Raw genomic sequence first — 25,387 nt, 5'->3', positions numbered from 1 at the left:
ATTGTATTCTTTGATAAAATAGAAAATAAAAGGACTCACTATACAAAATGAAAATGGAGAAACTACAAGTGGCATATGAATATTTTAATAAATTTATGAATTACTATGAAGAAAACGACTACTTACAAGGAAATTTACTAATTTGGCATAAGGGAAGTATCGTGCATAACAAGAGTTATGGCTTGTCAAATATCGAAATGAATGTTGCTAATAGCTGTGAAAAAAAATTCAAAATTGCTTCTTTAACTAAGGCGTTCACTGCTATGATAACTTTACGTTTACACGATTTAGGTTTGCTAAATATCTATGATTCAGTACAAAAATATCTTCCGCTTCTTAAGAGATATGAACCTGTTACAATATATCATTGTTTAACCTGTTCTTCTGGAATTCCAGACTTTGCAAATAAGCTAGATTATTGGGATAAAGATATGAGAATACCAAATAATATAAGCAATATAATTGATAACATTTACTTAGAAGGACTAAATTTTGCGCCTGGAACTGCATATGAGTATTCATCAACTGGATATTTAGTTATTACAAAAATTATTGAAGAGGTAACCAAATCGAGGTATGATATTGTTTTAAAAAAATATATTTTGAATCCTTTAGGCATGGAGGACAGTGGTTGTATGAATAATATTGATATTGTTCGTAATCTAGTCGAAAGTTACGGGTTTTGGATTGATGAAATTCAATCTGCTAAAACTGATATGTCATTTCCGACAGGAGCAGCAGGGATGTATTCAACAACAACTGATCTATTAAAATGGGGAAAAGCAATTATTGAAAAAAGGCTGTTGTCTGAAGAACTCTATCAAGTATATGAATCTGTAAACCAAGAAACTTACGCATGTGGTTGGGATATAACAACTATTGGACAAAGTAAAATTTTACAGCACCAGGGAGATTTAGATGGATTTGTAACAAGCATAAAAATCTGTCGTGAGGAAGACTTAATAGTAATTTTTCTTTCTAACCAAGAAATTATTCCTGTCACAACTATCACTAAAAAAATAGTTGAGCATGTATTGGGAAAAGCATTTTCAGTCCCCCTTTTAAAAGAAATTAGTATTTCAAAAGAAATTTTATTAAGGGTAGTTAATAGATATCACTATAGTGACACTGTGAATTCGGAAAAAATGGATTTAGAAGTAACTTTAGTAGGTGAACAATTGTTTTTATGTTGCACCAAACGATACAACATTCAATATAAATTCAGATTAAATTGTTTTTATGATGAAACTAAGAATGTTGTTTTGAAAGCGGAAAAGATAAATGAAAGGCTTGTCTTCGCACCAAATAGAAAACCAACATATATTATGTTGAATGGTGAAAAGTTCACCTTAAATCCATATTAGTAATAAGCCAATAATTCAAGAAATCGCTGGTTAGTTTTCTTAAATTAGTTTTACTTGTCTTTCGTAAAACACCTCAAAGGGGGTCTTCCAGCCTAAGCATTTTCTTGGTCTATTGTTAAGTTTTTTTACAACAGATTTAATATATTCTTCTGAAACTGGTGTCATATCCGTACGTTTTGGTAAATACTCACGTATTAACCCATTTGTATTCTCATTTGTTCCACGTTGCCATGGAGACCACGGATCTGCAAAGTAACAATCTATACGGCATAATCTACTAAAGTATTTATATTTTGCAAATTCTGGCCCTCTATCTGGAGTAATAGTTTTTCGTTGTTTTTTGTGTAAGGGCGATAATAATTTTACTATCATATCCCTTACACAAATTGAATCATTTTTGGGTATTCGACCCGCTAACAAAAATCGAGATTTCCGATCAACTAATGTAACTAAACTTGATTTTCCTCGGTGTCCCAAGACAGTATCTGCTTCCCAGTGACCAAGTTCTTCTCTATTTTCAGCTTTAATTGGACGTTCGTGTATCGTTTTGACATTAGTAAATCGTCCACGACGATCACCAATTCTTTTATTCACTGATTTTCTTCCTTTTCTTCTTAACATTTTTCGTGCTCCAGGACTGCCTGCGGGAAATCCTTCATCAAATAGACCATTATAGATAGAGCGATAAATAGTTGGATAACTGATAATAGATTCATTATTCTCTAAGTTAATTCTATTCGCTATCTGCTCTGGAGACCATTGGTCTTCAAAAAGTAGTTTACGAATGGTTTCTTTATAAGGTGATTGATCCAAGATTCTCTTTCTTCCGCATTTCTGCTTGTTCTTATGATACGATTTTTGTGCTAGAGAAGGCGAATAGGCTCTAAACTTTGTAGTATTCCTTTTAAGTTCCCTCATAACAGTTGAAGGGCTTCTTTTGATCAACCGTCCAATTCTACGGATAGTAAAACCAAAACCATGATATAAAAAAATCATTTCCCGCTCACGTATCGTAAGGTGTGTGTATGAAGTCATAGCTGAATACCTCCTAGTCGATATAATTCGTCAACACCATTATAACAGGCTTTTTCACCTTTAATTTTTAGTGTTGCACTTAAATTATACATTCTAGTGGTATACTTAAGAAAAAAAAGAACAGAAAGTAGGTACTTCACATGACAATCATTGAACAATATATCTCAGAATCCCCAGAAGAACGGCAAGAAAAGCTCCAGCAGTTATATACAATAATCAAAACACTCGTGCCCGAAGCAACAGAAAAAATGTCTTACGGCATGCCCACCTTCTATTTAAATGGAAATTTGGTTCACTTTGCTAACGCTAAAAATCATATTGGCTTTTATCCTGCACCCTCAGCAATTATAGCGTTTAAAGATGAGCTGACAGATTATAAAACAAGTAAAGGCGCCATTCAATTCCCTGTAGATTCTCCATTACCAGAAGCATTGATCAAAAAAATCGTTTTATATCGAGTAAACGAAAATAACGGATCTTAATGGTTAATCGATAAATCAACAGTTTGGCTCTTTCCTTATTGCTTCATTTAAAAACATCTATTTATTCAAAAGTTCTATTTTTCCTACTATTAAATTTTTATGATTAAATACGTATATACAGTTGAACAACTGTTCATTATAGATTTTTTTTGCTATAATATCACGGAATGCAACATTTTATTGAGGTGAAACGTTTGGATAATCAGAATAATTCCCATAAACCGGAACGACATTCTTATAAAATACCAGAGAAGAAAAAGATTTTTATGGGCGTTAATATCGCCATTCGTGTCTTACAGTCTTTATTTGTCTTTTTGGTGGTGATGGTGCTATTAGGTGGCGCTCTTGGTCTTGGCATCGGTATGGGCTATTTTGCCTTCTTAGTTGAAGATACTCAACCGCCGACAAAAGAAGAACTTCAGACAGATATCAGCGATATTACTGAGGTCTCAAAAATGACCTATGCAGATGGCACAAATATTGCGATGATCAAATCTGATCTTGTTCGAACAAGAGTAGACGGAGAACATATTTCTCCCCTATTAAAAAAGGCGATCATTTCTACCGAGGATGAATACTTCGAAGAGCACAAGGGCGTTGTTCCTAAAGCGGTGATTCGTGCCCTAATTTCTGATGCTACCGGCATCGGCGGTTCTTCCGGTGGATCCACTTTGACACAGCAACTCGTAAAACAACAAATCTTAACAGATGAGACAACGTTTAAACGAAAAGCCAATGAAATCTTGCTAGCGTATCGTATTGAACAGTATTTTTCTAAAGATGAAATCGTCACAACCTATTTAAATGTCTCTCCCTTTGGTCGTAACAACAAAGGAGAAAACATCGCCGGTGTTGAAGAAGCAGCCAAAGGTCTATTTGGTAAAAGCGCGAATGATTTGACTCTACCGCAGGCCGCTTTCATCGCTGGGCTTCCACAAAGCCCTATCATCTACACTCCCTATACAAATACAGGGGAATTAAAGGATGATGAAAATCTTTCTTATGGAATGAAGCGAAAAGATTTTGTTTTATTCAGTATGTATCGAGAAAAAGCAATTACAAAAGAAGAATACGAAGCAGCCAAAAGTTATGATTTAAAACAAGATTTTCAACCTCAACAAGAAGCAAATCAAAATACAGAAGGCTATCTATATTACGCTGTACTTGACCAAGCTGTACAAGCGATCATGGATGTCAATATAGAAAAAGCTGGCGTAAAAAGAGCAGAGTTAGATGACTTAGGACTTTCTCAGTATGAAGAACAAGCGCGCAGAGAGATCCAAAATCGCGGTTATACCATACAATCGACTATCGATCAAACAGTTTATGACACCATGCAAAATGCTGTAGCAGCCTATGGCTATATGCTTGATGACGGGTATGGTGCAGGCCTTGTTGAAACCGGAAATGTCCTAATGGATAATCAAACCGGTCGAATCATTGGCTTTGTTGCTGGTAGAGACTACAATGTCAGCCAAAGTAACCATGCACTAGATACAGTTCGTCAAGTAGGCTCTACGATCAAACCACTTTCCGTATATGGTCCTGCAATTGATCAAGGCATGATCGGTTCTGAAAGTCGCTTAGCGAACTATCCTACTTCCTACAGTAGTGGCGGTGAACTAAACAATGCAACCAATTCTGGAACTAACACATTTGACACAGTACGTTACTCATTAGAATGGTCTTACAACATTCCTGTCTACCATCTAAATGAAGCAATGAAAAAACAAATGAGTGATGATAACTTTTCTTACAACAATTACCTAAGCAAAATGAATTATCCTGCTGATGAACGCTGGGCTTATGAATCTGCTCCCTTAGGATCGGTCGAAGCAACTGTGTTGACCCAAACAAATGGTTTCCAAACATTAGCCAATAAAGGACAGTATCAAAAAGGGTATATGATCGATAAAATCACAGATAATAATGGAAATGTAATCTATGAACATAAAATGGAGCCTGCACAGGTTTACTCTCCTGCAACTGCTTCTATTATGAATGATATGTTGCGCTCCGTACTTGATTCAAAAATAACTACACCTTTCAAAAGTGTCGTTTCTGGTTTAAATCCAGATTTAGCAAATGTCGATTGGATCGGTAAGACAGGAACAACGGAAGCGTATAAAGATTCTTGGCTAGTCGTTTCTACACCAACGATTACATTGGGCTCATGGACAGGATACGATCTGCCAACTGCAATGAGTCCAAATAGTGGAGATCAAAATAGCAATTATTTGGCTAACTTAATAAATGCTATCTATCTCGTTAGACCTGATTTATTTGGAGTTGGTCAAAAATTTACACTTTCAGATGATGTCATTAAATCAACTGTTTCTAGTTTTACTGGAGAAAAACCTGGGACCTTTACTTATAATGGTGGTACTTACACAGCACCAGGTCCAAATACCGTTTCTCTCTATGCCAAAGATGGTGCTCCAAAGAGCCAATATAAATTCGGTTATGGCGGTACTGATGCTAATTACAGTGCGTACTGGGGACGTTATGCAACATCTAATTCTAGCAACTCCAGAACAACGACTCCATCCTCATCAAATTCAAACACAACAACTACACCTTCCTCTTCTGAAAAGAAGGAAGACGATAAAAAAGAAGATGAGAAAAAAGAAAACGACAATAACTAAAAAAGATGAGATAGAAGAATTTTCTTCTGTCCCTCTTTTTTTGTTATTGCCAAATTAAAGCAATGATGAAGATTAGAGGATACGACAAAATTTAGTATATCTACCAAAATTTATTTCTATAGAAAACAATAAGTTTTTGAAAGAGCATAAAAAAAGACCAATTTTGATCTTACTCATCAAAATTGGTCTCTTTTTATAGATTGTCCTACACTTATTTAGTGGATCCTTTTTGATCCATACCATAAGGTAAAATGACTGTTTTATCTTCGATTTCTTCTTTATTCATCAACTTCGTTAATAAACGCATAGAAACAGCACCGATGTCATAAAGCGGTTGTGTCACACTTGATAGACGCGGGCGAGAAACTTCCGTCAATAATGAATTGTTGCTCGTAATGATTTCAAATTCTTCTGGTACTTTGATTCCTGCATCGATCATACCATCTAATAAACCGATCGCTAACTCATCATCAGTAACATAGGCAGCAGTTGCACCACTATTACGAACACGCTCTGCTAAAGCAATTCCGTCTTTGAACTTATATTCAGATTCAAAAATCAAGCCTTCACTATAAGTCAAACCATTATCAGCTAATGCTTGTTTGTATCCCTTGATACGGTTTTGTCCATTGATTGGATCGATCAGCGCGCCGCTGACAAAAGCAATTTTTTTATTGCCGTTTTTAGCTAACATCGTTGTTGCATCTTTTGTTGCTTCTGTATAATCAATGTTGACACTGCCAACTTGTTCATCTGGATCGATTGAACCAGCTAAAACAACTGGTGTTTTAGAGCGTGAAAATTCACCGCGGATTTCATCAGTAATATGATGACCCATGAAAATAATCCCGTCTACTTGTTTTGCTAAAAGATTGTTTAACACATTGACTTCTTTTTGGTCATTGCCGTCAGAATTCGCCAAGATAATATTATATTTATACATTGTTGCTACATCATCGATTCCTCTAGCTAAAGAAGCAAAAAAGATATTGCTTACATCGGGAATAATAACACCAACAGTTGTGGTCTTTTTACTTGCTAAACCACGAGCAACTGCATTGGGACGGTAGTCTAAGCGGTCAATGACTTCCAAAACTTTTTTCCGAGTAGCAGGCTTGACGTTGGGATTTCCATTCACAACACGCGATACAGTGGCCATGGATACATTGGCTTCACGAGCAACATCATAAATTGTAATTGTTTGTTTTTCCATGATTCTTCTCCTAAATAGTTATGATTTTTTCATTTTCTGAAAACGCTGTTTACATTTCTTACTAAGAATAGCAGACTTTTTTTGTTTTTGCAACCGTTTTAATCTCATTTTCATGAAAATTTACTATATATTTCAAAAAGCGCTTTACGCCATTTCATGGTATGATAAAGATACAATTTCTCCTCATCACTTTTGAAGAAAGAAGGATATTTATGAATCAAGAAAAAATCACCGAACTAAAAAAATGGATGGCCAGCGAACAGATCGATCTTGCTTATATCAGCGATCCGGGGCATATCGCCTATTTTTCTGGCTATAAGAGTGATCCTCATGAACGAGTTTTAGCATTATTTATTTCATTAAATAATGACTCATTTTTATTTACACCTGCTTTAGAGGTTGAAGATGCAGAAAATAGTTCATGGACAGAACCTGTTTATGGCTACCTTGATAGCGAAGATCCCTGGGAAAAGATTGCTCAGTTAATCAAAAAAAATGGTATACCTGCTAAGATTGCTACAGAAAAAGAAGCATTGAGCGTTGCTCGTTTTGAACGATTGAATCATGCTTTCCCATCAAGTGATTTTTCAGCGAGCATTACCCCTATCATCGAAAAGTTACAGTTGCTTAAAACACCTGATGAAGTGACTAAACTTATGGAAGCTGGAGACTGGGCGGATGTTGCTTTAGAAATTGGTTTTAAAGCAATCACTGAAGGAGCTAAGGAACAAGAAATCCTTGCAGAAATTGAATATCAATTAAAACGACAAGGTATTCGTTCGATGAGCTTTGATACATTAGTTTTAACTGGAAAAAATGCAGCAAGTCCTCATGGAAATCCAGGAAGTACGGCTGTTGCTAAACATGAGCTAGTTCTTTTTGATTTAGGGGTTGTTCATAACGGCTATTGCAGTGACGTTACAAGAACTGTAGCTTATAAGGAACCCACAGATTTCCAAAAAGAAATCTACTCAATCGTTTTAGAAGCACAATTAAAAGCGATGGATGCAGTAAAACCAGGAATCACAGCGGGAGAATTAGATGAAGTTGCTCGTGGCGTTATTAGCAGCTATGGGTATGGCGAATATTTCAATCACCGTCTAGGACATGGTATTGGAACAACGGTCCATGAATATCCTTCGTTAGTGACTGGTAATGACCTAGTGATCGAAGAAGGCATGTGTTTTTCAATTGAACCCGGCATCTACATTCCAGGAAAAGTTGGCGTTCGTATCGAAGATTGCCTACATGTAACAAAAACTGGCTGCGAAGCCTTTACTAAAACAACAAAAGAATTACAAATTATTGAGTAATGAGAGGATATTCATATAGGTAGCTGTTTTTTCTACCTCTGCTATCTATGAAAAAGTATCTGAGAGAAACCACATCATGGTTTCCCTCAGATACTTTTTATTATTTTTTGATATCGTCAGCTACTTCTTTCGCAGCTTTTTTCGTATCGTGTTTTGCTTCTGCTACTTTTTCAGGAACATCTTTTGTTGCAACTTTTGCCTCAGTTACGCCTTCTGAAACAGTTTCTTTGGCTTTTTTGGCTGATTCTTTGACATCGATAAAGATATCATCTGAAGCATCTCCTGCGATATCACCTAGTTCATCTACAGAGTCATTAACGTCCTGAGCGGTTTTCTTGAAGCGGTCAGATAATTCACCTGTTTGCTTTTTAAATGACTCCAACACATTATCTGATACGTCTTGTGCCTTATCAAGAGAATCTTTTGTTTTAAGCTTGACGTTACCAGCTAAATCGCCAGCTTGATCACCTAAAATGCTCGCTTTGTCTTTCGCAATAGAAGACAGTTCTGATCCTTTTTGTACTGCATAATCTGTATAATCTGTTGCTTTATCTTTTAAATCATCCGCTTGATTTGCTAAATCTTCACGTAATTCTTTTCCAGATTTTGGTGCTAATAAAAGTGCTGCCACTGCTGCAGCAGTTCCACCAATAATTGCTCCTAAGAAAAATCCGCCTTTTTTTGCCATCGTTATTCCTCCATTATTTTTTTATTTTGTTGTTTCATTTTTCGGTGTTTTTTTAGGACGAAACGCTTTGAACGCTGCTCCTCCTACTTTACTAACAACACCAGCTTTTGCTGTTGTTTTACCAACTGAGCCTACTTTTCCTAATAAATTTCTACTAGAATAGTTCAACTCAGTAACACTTTCGCTTAAATCAGCTACCGCTGTAAACAACGGATCGATCGTTGCCACCTTTTTATTGACATCTTCAATCAACTCGTTACTTTTTACTAAAAGTCCCTCGACTTGTCTTGATAAAATATCAACATCTTTTGTCACAACTTCGATTGTTTTATTTGCTTCATCAACTGTAGTAGAAACCTTCTCTACAGTTTTTCCGATTTTTATTAATACTAAAACAATAAAAACGACTAATACAGCAAACGCTACAGCAGCGATTATAGCTGCCACCTCTCCACCTGTCATACTTCTGCTCCTTTCTGCAATTATTCTATAGATTTAGAATAACACCAACTGATGTATTTCTCAAATTATTCAGTTGCTTTTACTTCCTCAATTATAACAATTTAAAGAGAAACTCTCCATAACACATGTTCATTTCTATTACATAGTCAAAAAAAACAGAACAACTCTGCTCTGTTTTTTTGATTAGATCATTCATTCTATTTCTTTTTTGATGCTTGCTCTTTTGAAAGCTCTTCACCTAATTCAATGATATACTCACGCAAATTATCTTTCACTTCTGGGTGAACTAATCCGTATTCGATGCTTGTTTTCATAAAGCCAAATTTGTCGCCAACATCATAACGTTTACCTGTAAACTCTCTGGCAAAGACACGTTGTGTCTTGTTCAACGTATCGATAGCATCTGTTAATTGAATCTCACCGCCTGCTCCAGGCGCTTGCGTCTCTAGTACATGGAAAATCTCAGGTGTCAGTAGATAACGTCCAATAATCGCTAAATCACTTGGTGCTTCTTCTGGCGTTGGTTTTTCAACAAAGCTGTTAACATTGTATAAACCTTTAGAAACTTCTGCCTCTGGATTGATGATGCCATATTTTGACGTTTCTTCATGCGGAACTTTCATTACTGCGATAGTTGATGCATGGGTTGAATCGTAGTCGTTCATCAATTGTTTAGATAATGGGATCTTATCTTCCATAATATCATCACCAAGCATAACAACAAATGGTTCGTTACCAACAAAAGCTTTTGCTTGTAAAACAGCATGGCCCAAGCCTTTAGGATGAGACTGACGAATAAAATGAAGATTAACATCCGTTGTCTCTTCCACTAATTTTAACAATTCAGTCTTATTCTTTTCACGAAGATTACTTTCCAATTCAAAGTTAGCGTCAAAATGATCTTCGATCGGCCGTTTTGCCTTTCCAGTCACAATCAAAATATCTTCTATACCGGAAGCTAACGCTTCTTCTACGATAAACTGGATCGTAGGTTTATCAACGATCGGCAACATTTCTTTTGCCATTGCTTTTGTTGCTGGTAAAAATCGTGTGCCAAGACCAGCTGCTGGAATAACCGCTTTTCTTACTTTCATTTCATTACTCCTCCTAAAATTATATAGAAAACTCATTTTCTGTTTTACCATCACGCAGCATAATTTCTTTTGCCGCTTGCTTGACTTCTTCACCTTCGTAAAGAACCTTGTAAATCGCTTCTGTAATCGGCATCTCAACATTTAGTTGCTGAGAAAGCTCATACGCTGCTTTGGTCGTAGAAACTCCTTCAACGATCATTCCCATGTTCTCAAGCACCTCATCCAAGCTATGACCTTTGCCAAGAAGATTTCCTGCACGCCAGTTACGAGAATGTACACTTGTACAAGTTACGATCAAATCACCTACACCACTTAGCCCGATAAACGTCAATGGATTGGCTCCCATTGCAACGCCTAAACGGCTGATTTCTGCTAACCCACGAGTCATGATCGCAGCTTTAGCATTATCGCCAAAACCTAAGCCGTGAATTGCACCCGCACCTAATGCGATAATGTTTTTCAAAGCAGCGCCTGTTTCTACGCCAATCACATCGTCATTCGTATAAATTCTAAAATAATCGTTCATAAATAATTGCTGTACATAACTTGCCTGAGCCAAATCCTCACCTGCAGCAGTAATGGTCGTAATATCATGTACAGCCACTTCTTCTGCATGACTTGGTCCAGATAGAACCACAACACCGCGACGCTTTTCAGTCGGAATTTCTTCCATTAAAACTTCAGAAATTCGTTTATGGCTGCCTTGCTCCAATCCTTTACTAGCATGTATGATCAATGGTTGGTTTTTACATTTCGCCGTAAATTCCTGTGCGACTGAGCGAATTGCTTTTGTCGGAACTACGAATAAAACAGCATCAGCCTCTTCGATACATTCTTCTAGTGAAAGTTTTCCTTGAATTGATTCGGGAATAACTAAATCCGGTAAATAATGCTGATTTGTATGGTGAGTATTGATTTCATCAATTTGTTCCTTATTGTTTCCCCAGATACGAACCTCATGGCCGTTCTCTGCTAAAACTTGTGCCAATGCGGTCCCCCACGAACCAGGACCTAAGACAGCAACTTTTTGTTTCATTGGTGAAAATCTCCTTTCAGAATAAGAAAAGCTGGTTGAGCTCATTTAGCTCTGAATGAAAGATAGGGAAAATCAATTGAGTCGTTCTTTGACTCTTTTTATTTTCATCTTCTTTCCGAAGAACTAGCTCAAAAAACTGGATCATTGAAAAGCTGATCAAATCGAATGCTTCCTCGGAAAAGCCAGGAAAAACAATTGAATTATTCTTCGATTCATTTATTTTGTCTTTTTTCCGAGAATTAGATTAAAGAAGCTAGACACCCTTCCTCAGCTTACATTTATTTCAATATACTAACTAAACTACTAATTTTTTTACGTTCATATCCTAGCTATATTTTAACATACAGTAAGCAGAATAGGCAGTTCTAGCCAGCTTTTTTAGCGGTTCCTTTTTCTCGATCATAAAAAGAAAGATTACCTTTTTTACGACGGAATATCACTAATCCGATAGCACCGAAAAATAGAACAAGTGATAATAGCTGCGAAACACGAATACTGCCAAAAGCGTACAAACTATCTGTCCGCATTCCTTCAATAAAGAATCGACCAAATGAATACCAGATAATATACCCTAAAAAGACTTCTCCCTCTTTTAAGAAATGTTTCTTTCTTCTTAAAAGAACTAATACAACAAAACCTAAAACGTTCCAAACTGATTCATATAAAAACGTTGGTTGACGATAGGCACCATCAATATTCATGTTATCGATAATGAATTTAGGTAAATGTAACCCTTCTAAAAAACCACGTGTTGTTTCTGGTCCAAAAGCTTCATGATTCATGAAATTTCCCCAGCGACCGATCGCCTGAGCTAAAATCACACTCGGCGCAGCAATATCTAAAAACGTCCAAGTCGAAATAAACCGATGTCTGGAGAAAAAGAATAATGCCAAACCGCCACCGATCAAGCCACCATAGATCGCTAAACCGCCGTTTCTTGTCCAAAGAATATCTAGCGGATTAGCCACGTAATCTTGCCACTCAAAAATCACAAAATATAAACGGGCACCCACAATCGCACTCGGTAATCCCCATAACATAAAATCAACAACATCATCTTCTTTTAATCCTACTCGAACTGCTTCTTTACTACTTAGCCAAACAGCTAGCACTATTCCTGATACTATAATAACTGCATACCAGTAAACTGCGATCCCAAAAAGATTGAACGCAACTGGATTTACTTGTCCTAACATTCGGCTGCCTCCTCGATATAAATGCCTAACAGACTTGTTAAGCTCTGACAGAAAAAGAAGAAAAAGAATTATGCTGTTTTTTGACCGCCTCTCTTTTTTTCTTTTTTCTGAAAAGCTAGTCTGTGAAATTAACTATTTCCTGAATTTTCTTCAATTAATCGTGTTAAACGTTCTTCAAATGCTTTTGTCGCATCGTAGCCCATTGTTTTGGCGCGGAAATTCATTGCTGCGACTTCAATGATGATCGCTACATTTCGACCTGTTTTTACAGGAATACGAATTTGTGGAACATCCACATTGGCGATTTCGATCATTGCATCGTCTGAACCTAAACGATCATATTTTTTATCTTTTTCCCATGCTTCTAAATAAACAACAAGCTGAACCTGCATAAATCCGCGAACGGCGCTTGCACCAAATAGATTCATTACATCGATGATCCCAATTCCACGGATCTCAATCAAATGCTGTAAAATTTTAGGCGGTTCACCGATCACTGTCAGCTCATCCTGCTGATAGACATCCACTCGATCATCTGCAATCAAACGATGTCCACGCTTGATCAGTTCTAAGGCTGTTTCGCTTTTTCCGATACCACTGTCGCCTTGGATCAATACACCTAACCCATAAACATCGACCAATACACCGTGAATACTACTTCTCACTGCTAAACGGCCATCCAAGTAACTAGAGATTTCGCCTAACAAACGAGAAGTTGAAATAGGTGAACGTAATACCGCTAAGCCTTTCTCCTGCGCAGCCTGGACCATTTCCTTCGGCGCTTCCAGTCCTCTAGATATAATAAAAGCTGGCGTATCCTTTTCACATAAACGACGCATCACCATCAAGCGCTCTTCCGGCATCATTCGCTCAGCGAAGGTAATTTCCTTACTGCCAAACAATTGCAGGCGATTATGCGGATAATAGTTAAAGTACCCCGTTAATTCTAAACCAGGACGTGAAATGTCTCCAGTTGTGATTTCTCTATTTAAACTTTCTTCATTGCCGTAAACGACTTCTAAAGAAAGTTTTTCTACCAGTTGATGAATTTTTACAACTTCTTCCATCTTTGTCATTCCTTCCTATTCTCTACTCGTTCCATTTTATCATTTCAGGTAGGAAGTTTCTAGCTATTAAGAAGATTCTCACCTTTTTGTTTATTGTTTATAAAAACTAGTTTTCATTCACCATTGACTATCAGTGAGAAATTTGTATACTTAATGTGTATTTCCTCAACTAGTTAAACATATGGGATGTGACAGATATGAATACTAACTTAAAAAAACAAGCTAAAGCACTCCCTCTTACACCTGGTGTTTATTTAATGCTAGATAAAAATGAGGAGATCATTTATGTTGGTAAAGCAAAAAAATTGCGTGAACGCGTGAGCAGCTATTTCACCAAAAATAAACAGCACTCACGAAAAACACTTCGCATGATCCAGCAATTAGCTGATTTTCGTACAATTGATGTCCCAACAGAACTTGATGCCCTTTTATTAGAATGCCAACTGATTCAAACACATCGTCCTATCTATAATCGGCAGATGAACTCCTTTGAAAAATATAAATATATCGAAATCAATACCGACAACCAGGAGGTCCAAATCAATATTCTCAGCGTGCCCACAGAAAAAAACTGCTTTGGTCCTTTTTCTATCCAGCGCAAACTCAATTTAGTAAAACAAATTTTAGAAGAGCTTTATGGTCTGAATAAAAATAATTATTGGCGTCAAACCTTTATGGAACAATCTATAGATTCGCTAGATCGTACCCTTATTATAAACGAACTACTAGGTGCATTTCGCTTAAACAACGAGCGACCTCAAGAACGACTTGAAGCCAAAATGCTTTTAGCTTCTGAAAATTTTTCATTTGAAAAAGCGGGAAAATTGCATGAAGAATGGCAATTTCTTACCCATTTTTTTAACCAAAACAAAAAATTAATATTAGCTAGTCAAACTGACTGGCAGTTCCTTTGGTTCCCTTTTCACTCAAAAATAAGCTATTATTTGATCTACCAAGGACAGATTATTAACAGTCGTATGTGTACCAAACAAACATTTAGCAAATATACTGCTGATGAATTAGCTAAAAAAATTCTGCCAAAGATAAAACCAACACCCATCAAGCAATTCTCAAAAAAACAAATCGATTTCGTCAATATTCTCTACAGCTATGTCAATCAGCACAAAGAATGTCATTTGATTGAACTGGATGATCCATTTACATAAAAAAAGGATAAAACTAAACGAAGTCGTTTATGTCTTATCCTTTTTCATTATATTTAGCTAAGTTGCGTTCACTAACGATTGCATTGACTAATGACATGATAACTGCCATTAAAATCGCTGCACCAAAACTTGAAAATCCAAAATTTGATTCTCCTACAAAAGAAGAAGTCATTTTTAAAATTGCCGCATTTACGACAAAACTGAACAAACCGAATGTAAGTAAAGTAAACGGCAGCGACAAAATCGTCAACACAGGCTTTACCAGCATATTCAAGATTGAAAGCACGAAAGCCGCGATAATGGCCATGCCGATACTTCTTACGAAAATCATATTCGGAAACATTACTGAGAGCGACACAAAGGTCAACGTGTTAACAACTAAACGTTGAAAATATGTCATTAGAAGTCACTCCAGTCGTCATCGTTTACTTTTTCAGCTTGTTTTCTTGGTTTTTGACCGTTTGCATACGGATTTGGATTGCGCGTATTTCGGTTATAAGAGTTTTGATGTCCATAACCGCTTTGGTCTTTACGTCTTCCAGATGGAAGCAATACTGCTAATGCGATATAAAGTAAAAAGCCTGGAAATCCTGCTGAGAATAAAGAAAGCACAACATAAATCACACGTACGATTGTGGGATCCACACCGATCCATTCAGCAATCCCTGCTAAGCTCCCTGTTAATACTACGTTATTAGAAGATTTCGTCAATCGTCTTTTCATTTTTTTCACCTCTCATCTTTATGATTTTACAATAGAATGGATGAAGAATCATCCTTTTTTTCTTTTTTTTGAATAATGGCTGAGAGGATTTATGCTTAATCCACGTCGACCCTCTCACCCTTATTCAAAATCATTATCACCATGATCAGTGTTCTACATATTTATTTGTCAGTATCCTTTAAATAAATATTTCCTGTTGTTGTAGATGCATTGATCTGTGCCATATCTTCGTCATTCAAACGTCTGAACTGTAACAATTGATTGGTTCTTTCTTTTTTCTCACGTACAACATCGTACTCACTCATACGGCTATTAATACTACCTAAGCTTGTTTTCACTGTTCCTTCTACGCCAAGCTCATTTGGTAAAGCAATCTTGACGTTGCCGTTTACAGAACTTGCTTCGACTTTGCGTAGTGTTTTTTCTTTAGCAGTGATACGAACGTCACCATTGATCAGTGAAACACCGATTGTTTGTGGTGTTGCAGTAATAGTTACTGTTCCATTAACTGTTTCGATGATATTGTCTAAAATTTCTCCACTCAAGACTTTGATATCACCATTCACACCTTCCACTTCAAGCATTGTCGCATCAATTTGATTAAATGTGATTGAACCGTTTGTTGATTTTGCGTACACATCTTTTGCTTTCAAAGATTCTACTAAAACGTTGCCGTTCAATAGCTTGATAGACACGTGATCGAATGTGCGCTCTGGTAAGTAAAAGACGAGATCTGCACGTACACGTTTATTCGGGATTTGGAAGGAAATCACTTCATCATCCACATCGATTTGGCTTCTTTCTAAGAAAGCTTCAAGCGGTGTTTCTGCATCCATTTTACCGTATAGTTTGATTTTTCCTTCTACTTTAACATCTGGTTGGTCCCATGTTTTGAAAACAATGTTTCCGTTTGCCACTTTCACATCGATTAGGCTTGCAAGTGGTGCTGGATAGTTGAACTCATGATCAAATTTTGTTGTTGCAACACCTGGAACTTTGAAACTAACATCTTTCCATTCCATGTTGTCATTCATTGTTTCTGTAAATGTATTGAAGGTCTTTTTAAGGAATGAACCTAGTTGAGAACCAGCTTCACTCATTTTTTCACCAACTTGATTGATTGTATCTGTTGCTTGTTCTTTCCAATCATCAGGAATATCGAATTTTGAAGTCACTCGATCTTTGGTTTCTGTCCATTGTTCTTTACGAATATTTTTTAATTCTGCTTCTAACGCAATTTTTTCTTGATTTCTTTCATCTAAAGAATCTTCTAGCGCTTTGATATCCGCTTCTAATGATGCTCTTAAAGCTAAATCTTCATCCGTTAATTCACTTAATTCTTCTTTTGTATTTAGTTCCATCAATTTTTCTTGCGCTTCTTTGATTTCTTCTTTGACACCAGAAATCTCAGCATTGATTTCATCTAATTCTACAGATGCTCGATTTGCTTCAGTTGCAAGATCATCAAGAATTTTTTCCAAACGCTCGCGATCCTCTGCTTCTTTTGCTTCTACATCTTCATCAGAAACTTCTGGTTCGATTGAAGCTTCTTCTTTCTTTTCTAACTTATCTACTAAATCTACGACTTTATCATTTTCTTTTGTATCAACAGTTGCACTAGTTACGTTTACTTGATCGGCAGCTTTTTTGATTTGTTTTTCATCTTTTTCAGTTGCCATATTTTCTAATAAGACTAAAGCTTCTTCTGAAGACAGGATGCCTTTTTTAACTAAGTCTAATACTCTTTCTCTTTCTTTCATGGAAATTGCCTCCTTAGCAAATTTTTCACCCGAGGGTGTTTTCCTTATGTACCTATTATGCCTTCTTTTTCATTATTTGTCATAGGACTTAAGAATGAATTTTCGATAGTCCTCAAGTGCAACCAATCAGAGTCATTTATCCGAATCTAACGTATTGTTGCATTATATAGGAAGAAAGTATGCTCAACTAAAAAAATAGAGCCTCATTCAAAAGTAAAAATACTTCTGATTCAGACTCTATTTCTTTAATTCATATATGCGTATTTTGTATGTCCGACTATGAATGGATTTCTCTATAAATCAATTTCGTTTCGGACACCTCTTCACCAATCAGAATATTTTCTTTGATCATCGCCTCAACATCTGTGACTTCTTTTTGATTAGCAAAAATCGTCACTAAAGAATCACCTTTCTTAACAGGATCTCCGACCTTTTTACGTAAAACTAACCCAACCGCCAAGTCGATATCATCTTCTTTTGTTTCTCGACCTGCACCAAGCTTCATGGCAGCAACACCAATATTATCGGCGATAATTTCTGAAACAAAACCGTCAGAATCAGCAAGCACTTCGATTTCATATTTGGCTTGCGGCAATAAACTTGGATCATCTACCCAATTAGGATTTCCACCTTGGTTTTTGATGAATTGTTTGAATTTTGCTAGTGCTGAACCATCTTTGATGACACTTAATAGAAGTTCTCTAGCTTCCGTTAGTGAATCAGTTTTTCCTGCAAGAACGACCATTTGGCTTCCTAATGTCAATACTAATTCAGTCAGATCTGCTGGTCCGTTTCCTTGAAGGGTATCGATTGCTTCTTGGACTTCTAATGAGTTGCCGATAGCATTCCCTAATGGTTGTGACATATCAGAAATGATTGCCATGGTATTTCTGCCGACTAGATTACCGATTCGAACCATTGCTGAGGCAAGTTCTGCAGCATCTTCTTCTGTTTTCATGAAAGCACCAGCACCAGTTTTAACATCCAAGACAATCGCATCCGCACCAGCCGCAATTTTTTTACTCATGATCGAACTTGCGATTAATGGAATCGAACTGACCGTTGCAGTCACGTCTCTCAACGCGTATAATTTTTTATCGGCTGGCGTTAGATTTCCAGATTGACCAATCACAGAAATTTTATCGCGATTGACCATTTCAGTAAATTCTTCATCTGTTAGCTCAACATGAAACCCATCAAACGCTTCTAATTTATCGATTGTACCGCCAGTATGTCCTAATCCGCGCCCCGACATTTTTGCAAACGGGATATCTAAGGCAGCAATTAGCGGTGCCAACACTAAAGTCGTCGTATCTCCGACTCCGCCTGTTGAGTGTTTATCCACTTTGATTCCATCAATCTTAGATAAGTCGATCACATCACCCGATTCGACCATAGCCAATGTTAAGTTGGCCCGCTCTTCATCTGACATATCTTGAAAATAAATCGCCATCAAAAAAGCACTTGCTTGGTAATCTGGAATCATGCCATTTGTATAACCATTTACAAAAAATTGAATTTCTTCTTTGCTCAATTCCTTGCCATTTCGTTTCTTTTCGATGATATCAACCATTCTCATATTGTCTTTCTCGCTTTCTTACGTATTTTTTTAGTTTAGTAACCGTCTGTTGTATTTTCAACCGTCGCATCAACGATCGCAACACTCGAACTAGCACCGATTCTTGAAGCACCTGCATGGATCATTGCTTTTGTATCTTCTGCTGTTCTCACACCACCAGAAGCTTTAACACCGATATCTGGTCCCACTGTTTTACGCATTAAAGCAATATCTTTAACGGTAGCTCCGCCAGTTGAAAAACCGGTAGATGTTTTAACAAAATCAGCACCTGCTTGAACAGCCAATTTTGAAGCTTTTACTATTTCTCGGTCGGTTAATAAACAAGTTTCCAAAATTACTTTGACCAAGGCTCTTCCTTTAGCAGCAAGAACAACACCTTCGATATCTTTTAAAACAGTCTCCTCGTCACCAGACTTCAAGGCACCAACATTGATGACCATATCGACTTCTGTGGCACCATTTTTGATTGCATCGTCTGTTTCGAATGCTTTAACAGCAGTTGTATTAGCCCCTAAAGGAAAACCGATAACTGTACATATTTCAACGCCTGTTCCTACTAATTCTTTACTTGCTAATGCTACCCAATATGGATTGACACAGACTGAAGCAAATTTATAGCTTTTAGCTTCTTCAATAATTTTAAGCAACGCTTCTTCGTTTGCCTCGGGTTTTAATAATGTGTGATCAATCATTTTGTTTACGTTCATCGTCTTCTCCTATCAGAAATTCCGTTCTAACCTAACGAAATTTCGTTCACCTTTAAAATTTATAAAAGAGCAGAAATTTAGGCTTCTACTCACTTATCTTGCTTAATAATTCAACAATTTCATCGCTGTAAATTTATCTATCAAAAGAACATTTGCATATCCGCCAACTAATGCTCCATGGATTGCTTTCACTTTTCGATCTCCACCAGCGATCAAAATCGATTTTTCTTTCTTTTTCAACTCTTCAAGTTCGATACCGATCGTTCGTCCATTGATTTCTTCATCACTAATTTGACCATTCTCATCAAAAAATCTAGAACAAATATCTCCTACAGCATTTGTTTTCAAGGTTTTTTCTTCGGTTTCCGTAAAATAACCCAAACGGAAATGCAGTGATTCACTTTGAACTGTTCCTACTGTAAATACAGCAATATTCGCCTGCTTCCCTAGACTGATGACTTTACTGATATGTCGATCTTCGACAACTAGATCCTTAGCAATTTTACTATCTAAAATTACCGGCAAAGGAAATGTCTTTGCTTTTGTATTCAACTTTTCAGCAAATAGTGTTAGTGTTTCAAAAGCATAGTTATTGACATCAAAATAAGCAATACCGCCCTTTAGTTGGACAACTTCTACGCCTTTTACATCTAAATGATTCATTTTTGATACTGTTTTATGCATCGTCGTTCCCCAACTGATGCCGATAATATCTCCGCTTTTGATGATTCCCTCTAAATACTCTGCTGCATATGAGGACAAGTATTCAGAAATGGAATTGTACTCTGGATCTGGTGAAAAAGCGACGTGCACATCCATCAACTGATATTTTTCCTTTAACTTTTGCTCGATCCCAAATAAATCTGAAAAAGGATCGAAAATCGTAATTTGAACGTAGCCTTTTTCTTTTGCATAATTTAATAATCTTGAAATCGTCGGACGTGAAACATTCAATTTTTCTGCTATTTCCTGCTGACTAAGTGAAGATTGATAGTATAGTCTCGCAACTTCAATACTAAGTTGTTGTTTTTCTTTATCCATACCCATTGTCCGTTCCTTATTATTTGTTTCTTAATTATATCAAGAACAAACTTGGAAGACAAATGACGATTTAATCCGTCAAATAAATAGCTCTCAACTCACTTAATTTCTCCGGTCCAAAGTTTAAACATTCTGCAGCATAATGTTCAGCAGAGCCAAATTCTTTCTCAATCAAATGAAAGGCATGATCCAGATACTCTTTTTTCACATAAAGCGCAGTCGCTAAAGATGCCAGTTGCTCTTCATCAAACCCTTGCTCTCTATATTGTTGAATCAATTCATCGTTTGCTTGTTTTCTTTCTGTGTTTGTAATCAGAAAATCATTGTATATTTCTTCTTTTTCTATATCTAACAATAATAATAATAGTGCTGAAGCATAACCTGTTCGATCTTTACCGGCAAAGCAGTGGAAAATCGTTGCCCCTGTTTTATTGTCTAAGATATAATCCATAAATTCCGTGAAGCCTTCTTGTGCTCCTTTATTCAAAATCAAATCTTCATAGACGCCTAACATATGCTTATCGACTGCTTCAATTGATTTTAATTGAGCAAAATCTGCTAGACTTGAGCTTTTAGCGTTCATTTTGCCAAGTAAATCCAAATTGATATACTCAACATCTTCGATTGGTGTATCTGGTGATTCATTGATTTCAAAATCGCGTCTGAAATCAATGATTCTCGTCAAGTTAAAGTGATCAACCAAGGTCGTCTGCGTTTTTGGATCTAGTTTTACCAAATGACCAGAGCGTAATAATCTTTTGGCTTTGACTTTTTTCCCAGATTTATTTTTAATACCGCCTAGATCTCTAAAATTTGTGATTTGAACATTCATTCGTTTATTCCACCTTTATACGTTTACTTTTTTTCTTCTTTTTTCTTCAGCAAATGCAACGATCCCCAAAAGTACTGCAATGATCACGATCGAGATGTAAAAAATGATAAACGTGTCATTCCAGCCATGTAAAACATGACCAAAGAAATTCACTCCATTTTTAGCCGGATCAGAGATTTTAGCTAACAAGATCTTTGCCATCGAATCACCAAAGAGATACGCAAAAGCACCAAGCAGTCCTCCCGATACAACCGTAGCTTTTTTAGGCACAAAGCCTAACATAGATAAATTGATCAATAATTGCGGACCAAAAATCATCATCCCTAAAATAAATAATGCTGCATTGATTACTAGTTCAGTCGTACCGACTTGATAAGCAATAATACCAACAGGCAATAAAATAGTACTGATTGTTGCAACTAATGCTGGTCGCCCCTTCAGTAAATCTGAAATATAGCCCCAACCTAAACAACCAATCAATGCACCCATTTCAAAATAAAAGATGGTTTGTGCAGCTGCCTCTTGTGAAAAATTCAAATGCTCAGTCACATATAGTGGCGCCCAATTATCGATTCCGATACGTACGATATACACAAATACATTCGCCACACACAGTACCCAAATGTACGGGTTGGTCAGCAGATATTTTTTAAAGATCTCCCATTTCGTCAAATTTTCAGCATCAACATTGGCTTCTTCAACTGGCTCGCCAAAAATTTCCTCACTTGAGTTCCAGCCTAGATCTTCTGGTTTGTTTTTACCGATAAAAAAAGTAATAACAGCGACAACAGCGGCTACGATCGCTGGAATAATAAACATCCCTGCAACTTGACCTTTGAAAAAGGTTTGTGCACACCAAACAGCAAAAATCCCTGCAAAACCTCCACCAATATTGTGCGATGCATTCCATAATCCGATATATCTGCCACGATTACTTCGTGTTGTCCATTGCGTAATAACAGAAGCACAGCTTGGACCGCCTACACATTGAAAGAGTCCATTCAGCGACCACAAAACAACGATCCAGCCCATTGGAACATTATTCATAGTAAACAGAATCCCCATACAAAGGACTGTGATCGATGATAGTAAAAGTAAAATAGATAAAATCTTCTTCGTATTTTTTCCGTCCACAATATAACCAACGATAAATTTTCCAAAACCATAAACGATTGAAAAGACAAAACCGATATACCCTAGATCTGTCGTAGTAAGTCCTAATTGACTTTTCAATAACGGCTGTGCTGCTTTAAAATTATTTCGAATCATGTACATTGTGATGTAGATGACCACAACGACCAAAAACGGTTTCATAAATTCTTTAAACCATTGTTTTCTCTGCTCAGTCAGAGTCAACTGACTCTTTTTATCAACAACTGTATTCGTTTCTTGCAAATTATCTCACCCCAAAAATTTGATTATAATGGTTAGCGCTTTCCAATATAGTTGTATCATACACAATGTAAGAACAAATGTAAACACCCTTTTGAAATTTTGTTCATAAATTATTTTTAAAAAAAGAGTACGTCTCAAAACGTATTACTTGGTCTTGAGACGTACTCTTTTTCTTTCGTAAATGACACAAAAAAGCAGTCATTCCTTTGATCAACTCAATTTGCTAAATACTGAAAATACCTGGCAGTTGATCAACATATTTTTTTTTCTAAGAACGAAACATTCTTGTTTCAGACTTTAGTCGTTTAAATTAGCACTGCGGTTTATTCATCGTGATTGCTGTTTAGTTCCGTGATTTTTCCAGTTGCCAAGTATACGATCCACTCACAAATATTTGTCACATAATCACCGATACGTTCCAAATAAGTAGCGACGTGCAAATAATCCGTTCCACTGATTACTGTTTCAGGATTCGCCTGCATTGCTTTGATTGAGTGTCTGTAAATACTATCAAAATATTCATTCACTCGAGTATCCATTTTCGCAATCATGCGAGCATCTTTTTGGTCTGTTTTAACATAAGCAATCAATACGTTATCAACCATTTTTTTCACATAATCAGACATGTCGGAAATTTCTTTTTCGATTTCTGGAATTCGTGTTTCACCTTTCAGGCGGATCGTTGATTTAGCGATCGATACGGCATGGTCTGCCATTCTTTCAAGGTCAGAACTTGCTTTCATTACTGTGATGATCATTCTTAAATCAGTTGTTACTGGCTGTTGTAAGGCAATCATCTCGAAACTTTTCTTTTCAAGTTTGACTTCCATATCATTGATTTCCACATCATAATCGATGACTTCGTTAGCTATTTTTTTATCATGGTTGATGTACGCTCGTACCGATTTATGTACAACATTACTAACCATCATACCCATTTCATAAAATTGATTATGCAAGTTTAATAGTTCTTCTTCAAATTGACTACGCAACATGTGCTTTCCTCCTTTTGGTTTATCCAAATTTTCCAGAAATATAATCTTCTGTTTGTTGTTCTTTTGGATTTAAGAATATTTTCTTTGTATCATTAAATTCTATCAATTCGCCTTGTAAAAAGAAAGCGGTTTTGTCAGAAATTCGAGAAGCTTGAGACATGTTATGTGTCACCATGATCATTGTGTATTTTTCTTTTAGGGTCAATAACATGTTTTCGATCTTACCACTTGAGACTGGATCCAATGCACTCGTAGGTTCATCGAGTAGAATGATTTCAGGATCTACGGCTAAGACACGAGCAATACACACGCGCTGTTGCTGACCTCCTGATAATGATAGAGCACTTTTATGCAGTTTGTCTTTAACGTCATCCCAGACCGCTGCAGCTTTTAGACTTGTTTCTACCGCTTCATCCAGCACCTGTTTGTCTTTTTCACCTTTTAAACGTAACCCGTAAATAACATTTTCGTAAACTGAAAATGGAAATGGATTAGGTTGTTGAAAAACCATACCGATTTCTTTACGTAAATCAACAGTATCTGTCTTAGGGCCATAGATATCTTTGCCTTTATAGACTACGCTACCAGTGATCGTTACGCCAGGAATTAAATCGTTCATTCGATTCAATGAACGAAGATAGGTCGATTTCCCACAACCGGAAGGTCCGATCATTGCTGTTATTTCTCCTTGATTGATACTTAAATCAATCCCTTTGAGCGCTTCTTTTTTCCCATAATATAAATGCAAATCTTTTGATGAAATGATCTCTTTTGTCATCTTGCTCCTCCTAACCAAAATGTCCAGAAACGTAGTCTTCTGTTGCTTGAATTTTTGGTCGTGTAAAGATTTTTCTTGTTTCATCGTACTCGATTACTTTACCTAAATAGAAGAAGGCAGTGTAATCACTGATACGAGCAGCTTGCTGCATGTTATGTGTTACGATAATAATCGTATAATCATCCTTCAGATTGACTAATGTTTCCTCTACTTTACCTGTAGAAATCGGATCTAAAGCACTCGCTGGTTCATCTAAAAGTAAGATATCCGGCTTCATAGCAATCGCTCTGGCAATACATAAGCGTTGTTGCTGACCACCTGATAAAGCTAATGCGCTTTTCCCAAGGTTGTCTTTCACTTGATCCCATAAAGCGGCTTGTTTTAAGCTAGTTTCGACAATTTCGTCTAGTTTTTTCTTATCTTTTTCACCATGCTGTTTTAGAGCAAAAGTGATGTTTTCATAGATCGATTTACTAAATGGATTAGGGCGTTGAAAAACCATACCGATTCGTTTACGCATTTCATAAACATCAACTTCTTTTGTGTTGACGTTTACGCCTTTATACATGATATTTCCCGTAACTTTAGTATTCGCGATCCCATCGTTCATACGGTTCAGCGAGCGGAGATACGTAGATTTTCCACAACCAGATGGTCCAATGAGCGCTGTGATTTTATTTTTTTCAAAAGCCAGATCAACGCCTTTTATCGCTTCGTTATCTCCATACCAAACATGTAGGTCATCGGTATGCAACGCGACAGGTTCCGGCACTTTTATGATATTTGTATCATTCAAATTATATTCTTTCATTCTGA

The 25,387-nt window shown here is 36.6% G+C and carries 24 protein-coding genes; 5 read left to right on the top strand and 19 right to left on the bottom strand.

The window, feature by feature from the left end; translation table 11 throughout:
* Positions 1–68: 68 nt before the first annotated feature.
* Positions 69–1,364, top strand: a complete 1,296-nt coding sequence (locus BCR25_RS01685; RefSeq protein ID WP_069661866.1) for a serine hydrolase domain-containing protein — start codon at positions 69–71, stop codon at positions 1,362–1,364.
* A 39-nt stretch (positions 1,365–1,403) separates the two neighbouring features.
* Here the strand turns inward: BCR25_RS01685 and BCR25_RS01680 are convergent, their stop codons facing one another.
* A complete protein-coding gene (locus BCR25_RS01680; RefSeq protein WP_069661865.1) occupies positions 1,404–2,399 on the bottom strand; it encodes an IS30 family transposase in 996 nt (331 codons plus the stop codon).
* Positions 2,400–2,539: 140 nt separating this feature from the next.
* On the opposite strand from BCR25_RS01680, the gene BCR25_RS01675 reads away from it, so the two are divergent.
* A complete protein-coding gene (locus BCR25_RS01675) occupies positions 2,540–2,881 on the top strand; it encodes an iron chaperone (protein WP_069661864.1) in 342 nt (113 codons plus the stop codon).
* A 167-nt stretch (positions 2,882–3,048) separates the two neighbouring features.
* Positions 3,049–5,526: a transglycosylase domain-containing protein gene (locus tag BCR25_RS01670; RefSeq protein ID WP_083242555.1), complete on the top strand. Its 2,478-nt coding sequence runs from the start codon at positions 3,049–3,051 to the stop codon at positions 5,524–5,526.
* 211 nt (positions 5,527–5,737) lie between these two features.
* Here BCR25_RS01670 and ccpA read toward each other — a convergent pair whose 3' ends face one another.
* Positions 5,738–6,739 carry a catabolite control protein A gene (gene ccpA / locus BCR25_RS01665; protein WP_069661862.1) on the bottom strand — a complete coding sequence of 334 codons (1,002 nt, stop codon included), beginning with the start codon at positions 6,737–6,739 and terminating at the stop codon, positions 5,738–5,740.
* 212 nt (positions 6,740–6,951) lie between these two features.
* On the opposite strand from ccpA, the gene BCR25_RS01660 reads away from it, so the two are divergent.
* On the top strand, positions 6,952–8,052 hold the full coding sequence (locus tag BCR25_RS01660) for an aminopeptidase P family protein (protein WP_069661861.1): 1,101 nt from the start codon (positions 6,952–6,954) through the stop codon (positions 8,050–8,052).
* A gap of 100 nt (positions 8,053–8,152) precedes the next feature.
* Here the strand turns inward: BCR25_RS01660 and BCR25_RS01655 are convergent, their stop codons facing one another.
* The 6 genes from BCR25_RS01655 to hprK form a co-directional block, all read right to left on the bottom strand.
* Entirely contained in the window at positions 8,153–8,740 is a 588-nt protein-coding gene (locus BCR25_RS01655) for a YtxH domain-containing protein (RefSeq protein WP_069661860.1), read from the bottom strand.
* A 21-nt stretch (positions 8,741–8,761) separates the two neighbouring features.
* The gene (locus tag BCR25_RS01650; RefSeq protein ID WP_069661859.1) at positions 8,762–9,202 is read right to left on the bottom strand and encodes a DUF948 domain-containing protein; all 441 of its coding nucleotides are present in this window, start codon (positions 9,200–9,202) and stop codon (positions 8,762–8,764) included.
* Positions 9,203–9,399: 197 nt separating this feature from the next.
* A complete protein-coding gene (galU, locus tag BCR25_RS01645; RefSeq protein ID WP_069661858.1) occupies positions 9,400–10,296 on the bottom strand; it encodes a UTP--glucose-1-phosphate uridylyltransferase GalU in 897 nt (298 codons plus the stop codon).
* A 19-nt stretch (positions 10,297–10,315) separates the two neighbouring features.
* Positions 10,316–11,332, bottom strand: coding sequence for an NAD(P)H-dependent glycerol-3-phosphate dehydrogenase (locus tag BCR25_RS01640; RefSeq protein ID WP_069661857.1), 1,017 nt, complete (start codon positions 11,330–11,332; stop codon positions 10,316–10,318).
* A gap of 365 nt (positions 11,333–11,697) precedes the next feature.
* Positions 11,698–12,528: a prolipoprotein diacylglyceryl transferase gene (gene lgt, locus BCR25_RS01635; RefSeq protein WP_069661856.1), complete on the bottom strand. Its 831-nt coding sequence runs from the start codon at positions 12,526–12,528 to the stop codon at positions 11,698–11,700.
* A 128-nt stretch (positions 12,529–12,656) separates the two neighbouring features.
* Positions 12,657–13,595 (bottom strand): HPr(Ser) kinase/phosphatase, encoded by a 939-nt coding sequence (hprK, locus tag BCR25_RS01630; protein ID WP_069661855.1) that lies wholly within the window; start codon positions 13,593–13,595, stop codon positions 12,657–12,659.
* A 197-nt stretch (positions 13,596–13,792) separates the two neighbouring features.
* On the opposite strand from hprK, the gene BCR25_RS01625 reads away from it, so the two are divergent.
* Positions 13,793–14,761: a GIY-YIG nuclease family protein gene (locus BCR25_RS01625; RefSeq protein WP_069661854.1), complete on the top strand. Its 969-nt coding sequence runs from the start codon at positions 13,793–13,795 to the stop codon at positions 14,759–14,761.
* A 34-nt stretch (positions 14,762–14,795) separates the two neighbouring features.
* Here the strand turns inward: BCR25_RS01625 and BCR25_RS01620 are convergent, their stop codons facing one another.
* From BCR25_RS01620 to pstB (BCR25_RS01570), 11 genes are all read right to left on the bottom strand, one after another.
* The gene (locus BCR25_RS01620; protein WP_069661853.1) at positions 14,796–15,161 is read right to left on the bottom strand and encodes a phage holin family protein; all 366 of its coding nucleotides are present in this window, start codon (positions 15,159–15,161) and stop codon (positions 14,796–14,798) included.
* On the bottom strand, positions 15,161–15,484 hold the full coding sequence (locus BCR25_RS01615) for a PspC domain-containing protein (protein WP_069661852.1): 324 nt from the start codon (positions 15,482–15,484) through the stop codon (positions 15,161–15,163). Before BCR25_RS01615 ends, BCR25_RS01620 begins: the two co-directional genes overlap by 1 nt.
* Before the next feature lie 161 nt (positions 15,485–15,645).
* A complete protein-coding gene (gene liaX / locus BCR25_RS01610) occupies positions 15,646–17,244 on the bottom strand; it encodes a daptomycin-sensing surface protein LiaX (RefSeq protein WP_069661851.1) in 1,599 nt (532 codons plus the stop codon).
* Positions 17,245–17,521: 277 nt separating this feature from the next.
* Positions 17,522–18,823: a pyrimidine-nucleoside phosphorylase gene (locus tag BCR25_RS01605; protein ID WP_069661850.1), complete on the bottom strand. Its 1,302-nt coding sequence runs from the start codon at positions 18,821–18,823 to the stop codon at positions 17,522–17,524.
* A 35-nt stretch (positions 18,824–18,858) separates the two neighbouring features.
* A complete protein-coding gene (gene deoC / locus BCR25_RS01600) occupies positions 18,859–19,530 on the bottom strand; it encodes a deoxyribose-phosphate aldolase (RefSeq protein ID WP_069661849.1) in 672 nt (223 codons plus the stop codon).
* A gap of 102 nt (positions 19,531–19,632) precedes the next feature.
* The gene (gene deoR, locus BCR25_RS01595) at positions 19,633–20,571 is read right to left on the bottom strand and encodes a DNA-binding transcriptional repressor DeoR (RefSeq protein WP_069662121.1); all 939 of its coding nucleotides are present in this window, start codon (positions 20,569–20,571) and stop codon (positions 19,633–19,635) included.
* Between the two features lie 70 nt (positions 20,572–20,641).
* Positions 20,642–21,403, bottom strand: a complete 762-nt coding sequence (locus BCR25_RS01590) for a tyrosine-protein phosphatase (protein WP_069661848.1) — start codon at positions 21,401–21,403, stop codon at positions 20,642–20,644.
* Between the two features lie 15 nt (positions 21,404–21,418).
* A complete protein-coding gene (uhpT, locus tag BCR25_RS01585) occupies positions 21,419–22,798 on the bottom strand; it encodes a hexose-6-phosphate:phosphate antiporter UhpT (RefSeq protein WP_069661847.1) in 1,380 nt (459 codons plus the stop codon).
* Positions 22,799–23,121: 323 nt separating this feature from the next.
* Positions 23,122–23,793, bottom strand: a complete 672-nt coding sequence (gene phoU, locus BCR25_RS01580) for a phosphate signaling complex protein PhoU (RefSeq protein WP_069661846.1) — start codon at positions 23,791–23,793, stop codon at positions 23,122–23,124.
* A gap of 19 nt (positions 23,794–23,812) precedes the next feature.
* A complete protein-coding gene (pstB, locus tag BCR25_RS01575; RefSeq protein WP_069661845.1) occupies positions 23,813–24,571 on the bottom strand; it encodes a phosphate ABC transporter ATP-binding protein PstB in 759 nt (252 codons plus the stop codon).
* A 10-nt stretch (positions 24,572–24,581) separates the two neighbouring features.
* Positions 24,582–25,382 carry a phosphate ABC transporter ATP-binding protein PstB gene (pstB, locus tag BCR25_RS01570; RefSeq protein WP_069661844.1) on the bottom strand — a complete coding sequence of 267 codons (801 nt, stop codon included), beginning with the start codon at positions 25,380–25,382 and terminating at the stop codon, positions 24,582–24,584.
* Positions 25,383–25,387: the final 5 nt, after the last annotated feature.

This window comes from Enterococcus termitis, from assembly GCF_001730305.1.
GTDB classification, from domain to species: domain Bacteria; phylum Bacillota; class Bacilli; order Lactobacillales; family Enterococcaceae; genus Enterococcus_L; species Enterococcus_L termitis.
This window is presented reverse-complemented; position numbering and strand designations above follow the sequence as displayed.

What these genes read in the sequence shown, in the direction of transcription:
- BCR25_RS01680 (WP_069661865.1), bottom strand. Translation starts at nt 2,399, where the DNA reads ATGACTTCATACACACACCTTACGATACGTGAGCGGGAAATGATTTTT.
- BCR25_RS01675 (WP_069661864.1), top strand. Translation starts at nt 2,540, where the DNA reads ATGACAATCATTGAACAATATATCTCAGAATCCCCAGAAGAACGGCAA.
- BCR25_RS01670 (WP_083242555.1), top strand. Translation starts at nt 3,049, where the DNA reads ATGCAACATTTTATTGAGGTGAAACGTTTGGATAATCAGAATAATTCC.
- ccpA (WP_069661862.1), bottom strand. Translation starts at nt 6,739, where the DNA reads ATGGAAAAACAAACAATTACAATTTATGATGTTGCTCGTGAAGCCAAT.
- BCR25_RS01660 (WP_069661861.1), top strand. Translation starts at nt 6,952, where the DNA reads ATGAATCAAGAAAAAATCACCGAACTAAAAAAATGGATGGCCAGCGAA.
- BCR25_RS01655 (WP_069661860.1), bottom strand. Translation starts at nt 8,740, where the DNA reads ATGGCAAAAAAAGGCGGATTTTTCTTAGGAGCAATTATTGGTGGAACT.
- BCR25_RS01650 (WP_069661859.1), bottom strand. Translation starts at nt 9,202, where the DNA reads ATGACAGGTGGAGAGGTGGCAGCTATAATCGCTGCTGTAGCGTTTGCT.
- galU (WP_069661858.1), bottom strand. Translation starts at nt 10,296, where the DNA reads ATGAAAGTAAGAAAAGCGGTTATTCCAGCAGCTGGTCTTGGCACACGA.
- BCR25_RS01640 (WP_069661857.1), bottom strand. Translation starts at nt 11,332, where the DNA reads ATGAAACAAAAAGTTGCTGTCTTAGGTCCTGGTTCGTGGGGGACCGCA.
- lgt (WP_069661856.1), bottom strand. Translation starts at nt 12,528, where the DNA reads ATGTTAGGACAAGTAAATCCAGTTGCGTTCAATCTTTTTGGGATCGCA.
- hprK (WP_069661855.1), bottom strand. Translation starts at nt 13,595, where the DNA reads ATGGAAGAAGTTGTAAAAATTCATCAACTGGTAGAAAAACTTTCTTTA.
- BCR25_RS01625 (WP_069661854.1), top strand. Translation starts at nt 13,793, where the DNA reads ATGAATACTAACTTAAAAAAACAAGCTAAAGCACTCCCTCTTACACCT.
- BCR25_RS01620 (WP_069661853.1), bottom strand. Translation starts at nt 15,161, where the DNA reads ATGACATATTTTCAACGTTTAGTTGTTAACACGTTGACCTTTGTGTCG.
- BCR25_RS01615 (WP_069661852.1), bottom strand. Translation starts at nt 15,484, where the DNA reads ATGAAAAGACGATTGACGAAATCTTCTAATAACGTAGTATTAACAGGG.
- liaX (WP_069661851.1), bottom strand. Translation starts at nt 17,244, where the DNA reads ATGAAAGAAAGAGAAAGAGTATTAGACTTAGTTAAAAAAGGCATCCTG.
- BCR25_RS01605 (WP_069661850.1), bottom strand. Translation starts at nt 18,823, where the DNA reads ATGAGAATGGTTGATATCATCGAAAAGAAACGAAATGGCAAGGAATTG.
- deoC (WP_069661849.1), bottom strand. Translation starts at nt 19,530, where the DNA reads ATGAACGTAAACAAAATGATTGATCACACATTATTAAAACCCGAGGCA.
- deoR (WP_069662121.1), bottom strand. Translation starts at nt 20,571, where the DNA reads ATGGATAAAGAAAAACAACAACTTAGTATTGAAGTTGCGAGACTATAC.
- BCR25_RS01590 (WP_069661848.1), bottom strand. Translation starts at nt 21,403, where the DNA reads ATGAATGTTCAAATCACAAATTTTAGAGATCTAGGCGGTATTAAAAAT.
- phoU (WP_069661846.1), bottom strand. Translation starts at nt 23,793, where the DNA reads ATGTTGCGTAGTCAATTTGAAGAAGAACTATTAAACTTGCATAATCAA.
- pstB (WP_069661845.1), bottom strand. Translation starts at nt 24,571, where the DNA reads ATGACAAAAGAGATCATTTCATCAAAAGATTTGCATTTATATTATGGG.
- pstB (WP_069661844.1), bottom strand. Translation starts at nt 25,382, where the DNA reads ATGAAAGAATATAATTTGAATGATACAAATATCATAAAAGTGCCGGAA.